This window comes from Streptomyces flavofungini, assembly GCF_041028215.1.
Classification (GTDB): domain Bacteria; phylum Actinomycetota; class Actinomycetes; order Streptomycetales; family Streptomycetaceae; genus Streptomyces; species Streptomyces flavofungini_B.
Map to the genome: position 1 here is coordinate 1 of NZ_JASKYR010000534.1, position 5,677 is coordinate 5,677.

Annotated in this window: 4 protein-coding genes and 1 pseudogene; 3 read left to right on the forward strand and 2 right to left on the reverse strand. The window is 71.8% G+C overall.

The features are described 5' to 3' along the window. Window positions 1-59 precede the first annotated feature (59 nt). Window positions 60-851 carry an acetoacetate decarboxylase family protein gene (locus AB8Z36_RS28965; RefSeq protein ID WP_369216345.1) on the reverse strand — a complete coding sequence of 264 codons (792 nt, stop codon included), beginning with the start codon at window positions 849-851 and terminating at the stop codon, window positions 60-62. Window positions 852-1,131: 280 nt separating this feature from the next. Here AB8Z36_RS28965 and AB8Z36_RS28970 point away from each other — a divergent pair, with 280 nt between their 5' ends. Further along, on the forward strand, window positions 1,132-2,505 hold the full coding sequence (locus tag AB8Z36_RS28970) for a glutamine synthetase family protein (RefSeq protein WP_369216346.1): 1,374 nt from the start codon (window positions 1,132-1,134) through the stop codon (window positions 2,503-2,505). A gap of 53 nt (window positions 2,506-2,558) precedes the next feature. Next, window positions 2,559-3,833, forward strand: coding sequence for a cytochrome P450 (locus AB8Z36_RS28975; RefSeq protein WP_369216347.1), 1,275 nt, complete (start codon window positions 2,559-2,561; stop codon window positions 3,831-3,833). A gap of 5 nt (window positions 3,834-3,838) precedes the next feature. Here the strand turns inward: AB8Z36_RS28975 and dusB are convergent, their stop codons facing one another. Next, window positions 3,839-4,972, reverse strand: coding sequence for a tRNA dihydrouridine synthase DusB (gene dusB, locus AB8Z36_RS28980; RefSeq protein ID WP_369216348.1), 1,134 nt, complete (start codon window positions 4,970-4,972; stop codon window positions 3,839-3,841). A gap of 144 nt (window positions 4,973-5,116) precedes the next feature. Here dusB and AB8Z36_RS28985 point away from each other — a divergent pair. After that, a pseudogene (locus tag AB8Z36_RS28985) lies at window positions 5,117-5,677 on the forward strand (MFS transporter); the annotation flags it as partial.

Below are 5,677 nucleotides of genomic sequence, written 5' to 3' on the forward strand. Positions count from 1 at the left end.
CCCCGTTCCCCCCTGGCTCCCGCTGGTCCGCAGGCCTCTCAGAGCCCCCGCTGGTCCTCTCAGAGCTCCCGCTCCAGCAGCGTCCCGCCGTTCCACACGACGCCGACCTGCCGGTAGTACGCCCCGATCGGCTCCTCGACCGTGAGGTCGGCCAGTTCCTCCGTGGGCGCTTCGAAAAGGTGCAGTTCCGCCTCGCCGGACCAGGCCTGACCGCCCTCGAAGGCGGCGGCGCCCGAGGCGATCAGCTCGTCGAGAGCGAGGCCCTTGCCGTCCACGGCGGGGAGCTGGCGGTGGTGCGCCATCGGGTGGGCGTTGACGAAGCCGTTGGTCTCCGACGGCTCGCGCAGGGTCACCACGGCCTGGGCGAGCCTGCGGTCGGCGGCGGCGAGCGTGGCGCCGAAGGCCGCGCCCGCCTCGACGCGCGGCGCCGGACCGAAGGGGTGCGGCCGGGTCAGCTGGATCGAGCCGAGCTTCTTCGGGTAGCCCTGGTGGATGCCCCGGGCGACGGCGAAGTCCTTGTCGACCCAGATGTAGACGCACCGCGAGTAGGTCCGCCCCCGGTAGCCGCAGCGCACCACCGCGAAGCACTCCTTGTACTGGGCTCTTACCGGGTCGAGCAGTTCGGCCCGGCTCTCGCCGCAGGACTGCCAGTCGGCCCAGATCAGCGCGACCGCCCCGGGATCGCTCTCGGCGGGCTCCAGCGGCGCGGGCAGCAGTTCGCGCACGCGGGCGGGGTCGGTGCGGTACTCGACGGTGAGCAGGTCGCCGGAGTAGTGCCAGGGCGGCGCGGGCACCAGGGAGGAGCGTCCGGTCGCCGTCCTGGGCGGGAAGAATCCTCGGACCTCGGTCATGCGCGGGCTCCTTCGGCTGCGCTGTCCCTGACTCCGCACTCGTTTGACCCCGTACGATATGCCCGGACGCCGGATCTGTCACGGGGCATCCCCGACTTCGTCCGGAACAACGCCCCTCCGGCGCGGGCGCACTTGCCCGCGCGGACCGTCGCGGACTGCCGCCGCACACCCTCTTGCGCGCGCCTGTGCGCCTCTTTATCGTTTGAAGTCAAACGAAAGCCGCGGCACGCACACGGTGCCCCCTCGTCCCGATCCATCCCGCAGAAAGGCTGGGACACGGGTGAGCGAAGCGAGCGCACCACACGGGGACATCGCAACGATCGTCCAGACGCTGCGCGCCCAGGGCACCGATGTCGTCCGCGTCGTCTACCCCGACCTCATCGGCGCCGACCGGGGGCGCGACGTCCTGGTCGGACACCTGCCGAGCGCCTGCGGCCACGGCCTGACCTTCTGCCGTGCCGTCTACCACACCACCCCCGCCGGAGACGTCGTCCCCGTCACGGGCGGTCTCGACGCCGGGCTCCCCGACGTCTGCGTCTACCCCGACCTCACCACCCTCCAGACGCTGCCCTGGGAGCCCGGCGTCGCCTGGTGCCTCGGCGACACCGTGGACCCGCGCACCGGCGAGGCGGCCCCCGAGTCGCCGCGCGCCCTGCTGCGCCGGGTGCTCGACGCCGCCTCGGAGTGCGCCGGGGTCGCGGGCCTCACGGCGGTCGTCGGGCCCGAACTGGAGTACTTCCTCTGCGAGGCGGACCCCGGCGCCGCCTCCGGCTGGGTCCCGTACGGCGGCGCCACCGGCAACGTCTACAGCGCGGGCAGGCGCGGCGACCCCGACGGGCACCTGCTGCGCACCCTGCGGCACCTGGACGCCCTCGGGATCGGCGCGATCGCGGGGAACCACGAGTTCGACGGCGGGCAGTTCGAGATCAACCTCGACCACTCCGAGGCCATGGACGCCGCCGACCGCGCCTTCCGCCTCAAGGCGGCCGTCAAGGAGACGGCCCGCCGCGAGGGCCGCCTCGCGACCTTCATGGCCAAGCCGTTCAACGGCGGCGGCGGCTCCGGCTTCCATCTGCACATCTCGCTCACCGACGCCGCCGGGCGCAACGTCTTCGACGACCCGGCGGGCCCCCTTGGCCTCTCGGTCACCGCGCGGCAGGCCATCGCCGGTGTCCTCGCGCACGCCCCCGCGCTGACCGCCCTGCTCAACCCCACCGTCAACTCCTACAAGCGCTTCGGCCCCGACACCCTGGCCCCCTGGCTGACCGACTGGGGCCCGGACAACCGCAGCGCGATGGTCCGCGTCCCGCCCGAGCGCGGCGAGGGCACCCGCATCGAACTCAGGCTCGGCGACGCGTCCGCCAACCCCTACCTCGCGGTCGCCGGAGCCCKGGCCGCGCTCCTGCTCGGCCTCCGCGACAAGCTCGACCCGCCCGCCCCGCTCCAGGGCTACGGATACGACGAGACCACCGCCCCCAAGCTGCCCGGCACCCTCAGCACGGCCCTGGACGCCCTGGAGGCCGACGAGGCGCTCACCGGGCTGCTCGGGGCGGGCTTCACCGGGGCCTTCCTCACGTACAAGCGCGACGAACTCGAACGCTTCCAGAAGGCCGTCACCGACTGGGAGTTCACGGAGTACGCCTTCCTGATCTGACCGGCATCCGACCGCACCCGCGTTCCCGCAAGAGCCCGCGAAGGAGTACGTCCATGCGTACGGCCCCGGGGCCCGCGCCCCTCACCCTCGACGACGTCGACCTCGCCGACAACGACCGCTTCACCGACGCCGCGCTCCCCTGGCGGATGTTCGACGTGCTGCGCCGCGAGGACCCCGTCCACTGGCAGCCCGAACCCGCCCCCAACTCCGGCTTCTGGGCCATCACCCGGCACGAGGACATCGTGCGCGTCGACCGCGACCCCGAGACGTTCACCTCGGAGCGGTTCGTCAACCTCGAAGAGGTCGACGAGGACTACATCGCGCTGCGCCGCTCCATGCTGGAGACCGACGGACTGCGGCACCGCGCGATGCGGCTGATCCTCCAGAAGCGGTTCACGCCGCGTGCCGTCGCGACGTACGAGACGTTCCTGCGCGGTCTGACCGGGCGCACCCTGGACGCCGCGCTGCCCAAGGGCAGCTTCGACTTCGTCAGGGAGGTCTCCGCCGACTTCCCGATCAACGTCCTCGCGCGGATGCTCGACGTGCCGCAGGAGGACACCCAGCAGCTCATCGACTGGGGCAACCGGATCATCGGCAACACCGACCCCGACTACGCCGACGTCCTCCTGGAGAGCACCGAGAGCGAGCAGTACCGCAATCTGCCCTTCCGCTCCCCCGCCGCGCTCGAAGTCTTCGCCTACGGCAGGGAACTCGCCGCACGGCGCCGGGGCGGCAGCGGCGACGACCTGGTCAGCACCCTGGTCAACAGCTCTCCCAAGGACGGCGTCCCGCTCTCCGCGACCGACTTCGACAACTACTTCCTGCTGCTCGTCGTCGCGGGCAACGAGACCACCCGGCACGCCATCTCGCACTCCACGCTCGCGCTGATCGAGCACCCCGAGGAGCGCGCCAAGCTCGTCGCCGACCCCTCGCTGATCCCGGGTGCCGTCGAGGAGTGCCTGCGGTGGGCCTCGCCGGTCTACCACTTCCGCCGCACGGCCACGCGGGACGTGGAACTCGGCGGCAAGCTCATCAGGAAGGGCGACAAGGTCGTGCTCTGGTTCGCCTCGGGCAACCGGGACGAGGCCGTCTTCCCCGACCCCTACCGCTTCGACGTCACCCGCCCGGAGATCGACCACGTCACCTTCGGCAAGGGGAGCCCCCACTTCTGCCTGGGGAACTCGCTGGCCCGCCTGGAGATGCGGGTGATGTTCGAGGAGCTGCTGCCCCGGGTCGCCGACATCCGCCTGAACGGCGAGGTCCGGCGGGTGCGGTCCAACTTCGTGAACGGGATCAAGGAACTGCCGGTGACGGTCACCCCGCGCTGAGCCGATCAGCCGCCCGAGGTGTCCAGCTCGGCCTCTTCGCCGACGCCCGCGCAGTCGTAGGGGTCCTTCAGCCAGCCGTCCGGCAGGACGACCCGGTTGTTGCCCGAGGTGCGGCCCCGGGGGCCGTCCGCGCCCACCGGCCACGGCTGGTCGAGGTCCAGCTCGCCGAGGCCGTCCTCAAGCTCGGCCAGCGACGACGTGACCGCGAGGCGCTTGCGCATCTCCGAACCGACCGCGAAGCCCTTGAGGTACCACGCCACGTGCTTGCGGAAGTCGATCACTCCGCGCGCCTCGTCGCCGATCCACTCGCCGAGGAGGGTGGCGTGCCGCAGCATCACGGCGGAGACCTCGCGCAGGGACGGCGCCTTCGGCGCGCCCGTGCCCTCGAAGGCCGCCACCAGGTCGCCGAAGAGCCAGGGGCGGCCGAGGCAGCCCCGGCCCACGACGACGCCGTCGCAGCCCGTCTCGGCCATCATGCGGACCGCGTCCGCCGCCGACCAGATGTCGCCGTTGCCGAGCACCGGGATCTCCGGCACGTGCTCCTTGAGGCGCGCGATGGCGTCCCAGTCGGCCGTGCCGCCGTAGTGCTGGGCCGCCGTGCGGCCGTGCAGGGCGATCGCCGTGACGCCCTCCTCGACGGCGATGCGGCCCGCGTCGAGGAAGGTGATGTGGTCGTCGTTGATGCCCTTGCGCATCTTCATGGTGACGGGGAGGTCCCCGGCGCCGCTGACGGCCTCGCGGAGGATCGCCCGGAGCAGCGGGCGCTTGTACGGCAGCGCGGAGCCGCCGCCCTTGCGGGTCACCTTGGGGACGGGGCAGCCGAAGTTCAGGTCGATGTGGTCGGCGAGGTCCTCTTCGGCGATCATGCGGACGGCCTTGCCGACGGTCGCCGGGTCCACTCCGTAGAGCTGGATGGAGCGCGGCTTCTCCGTCGCGTCGAAGTGGACGAGCTGCATCGTCTTCTCGTTGCGCTCGACCAGGGCGCGCGTCGTGATCATCTCGCTGACGAAGAGGCCCTTGCCGCCGGAGAACTCCCGGCACAGCGTCCGGAACGGCGCGTTCGTGATGCCCGCCATGGGGGCGAGCACGACCGGCGGCTGGACGGTGTGCGGGCCGATCGACAGGGGCTTGGACGGCATGGAAGCTCTCCGGGACGGCTGACGGGACCCTTCATTGTCCCTCACCCGGCCGCACTCCGGAGACCGGTCCCCGGGCAGGACCGGGCCGCTCCCCGGGCAGGACCGGGCGGGCCCCGCGCGCCCCGGCGGGCTACCGTCGGATACATGCCCGATGAACTCACCCACCGCGGACGCATGCTCGTCCTCGCGATCTGCTGCATGAGCCTGCTGATCGTCAGCCTCGACAACACCGTCCTGAACGTCGCCCTGCCGACGATGCGGCGAGAGTTCGATGCCAGCGTCTCGGGCATGCAGTGGACCATTGACGCGTACACGCTCGTCTTGGCCTCGCTGCTCATGCTCGCGGGCTCCACCGCCGACCGCATAGGGCGCCGCAAGATCTTCCAGGCGGGCCTGGTGATCTTCACCATCGGCTCGGTGCTCTGCTCGCTCGCCCCGAATCTGCCCTCCCTCGTGGCGTTCCGCATGGTCCAGGCGGTGGGCGGCTCGATGCTGAACCCCGTGGCGATGTCGGACCAACACCTTCACCGAGCCGCGCGAGCGGGCCAGGGCCATCGGCGTCTGGGGCGGGGTCGTCGGCATCTCCATGGCCGCGGGTCCCCTGGTCGGCGGCCTGCTCGTGGACTCCGTCGGCTGGCGCTCGATCTTCTGGATCAACCTTCCGGTGGGCCTCGCCGCGCTCTTCCTGACCATGCGGTACGTGCC